Genomic DNA, 678 nt, shown 5'->3' on the forward strand with positions numbered 1-678 from the left:
CGCCATTATGCCCCACATGTCTGCGCCCGTTATTGAAAAGTTATGTACTTTGTCTCATAAAATGAAACTAATAGAAGTAATTGAAAAAATTGACGACCTTGATGAAGAAGCAACGATCTGGGTAAAAGTCGATGAGGAATTAAATACAAGTACTAAAGCTGTTGTTGCAGCAGAAGATGAGTCTGGTTTAAACCCCATTTTTTGTGGCGTCAAATATAGTTACCTTCTGGAAGTGTTCATCGCCAAGGAAATTATTGAAACAATACCAGAAGCAACGACTTCACAAAAAGTAGATAGGATTATTAATTACGCTATTAACGATGCGTAACACCAAACGAAACGAGGTTGTTTTATGCACGTACATAACAACTCAATAAACTCACTCCCTTCGGTCGCTGGGACGCATACACGCAGGGCGGCTTCGCCATTATGCCCTACGCGTCTGCGCCCGTTATTGAAAAGTTAGGCGTCATTTACTTACAGCATTAAAATGTGGGTTAAACCGTGACATTCCTACATCAAGGTTGTTTCGCTAGGTTGTCTTTACAGCTTGCTTTTTCGGTAGTTTCAACGGCTTTAGCAACGCGCTTTTTATAAACACCGAAACGCCAACATTCAACATCACCAGTTTTCTAAACTCGCTCTTTTATCCAGCAATGTCCTTAACATCTGGCATTT

The 678-nt window shown here is 40.6% G+C and carries 1 protein-coding gene; it reads left to right on the plus strand.

The window, feature by feature from the left end; all coding sequences use genetic code 11:
• Positions 1–328 (plus strand): hypothetical protein (locus GVO62_RS13130; RefSeq protein WP_159119632.1); only part of this gene is annotated, 328 nt, incomplete at its 5' end.
• Positions 329–678 lie beyond the last annotated feature (350 nt).

Origin of the sequence: Alteromonas sp. KUL150, assembly GCF_009811475.1 — a bacterium.
Taxonomy (GTDB): Bacteria; Pseudomonadota; Gammaproteobacteria; order Enterobacterales; family Alteromonadaceae; genus Alteromonas; species Alteromonas gracilis.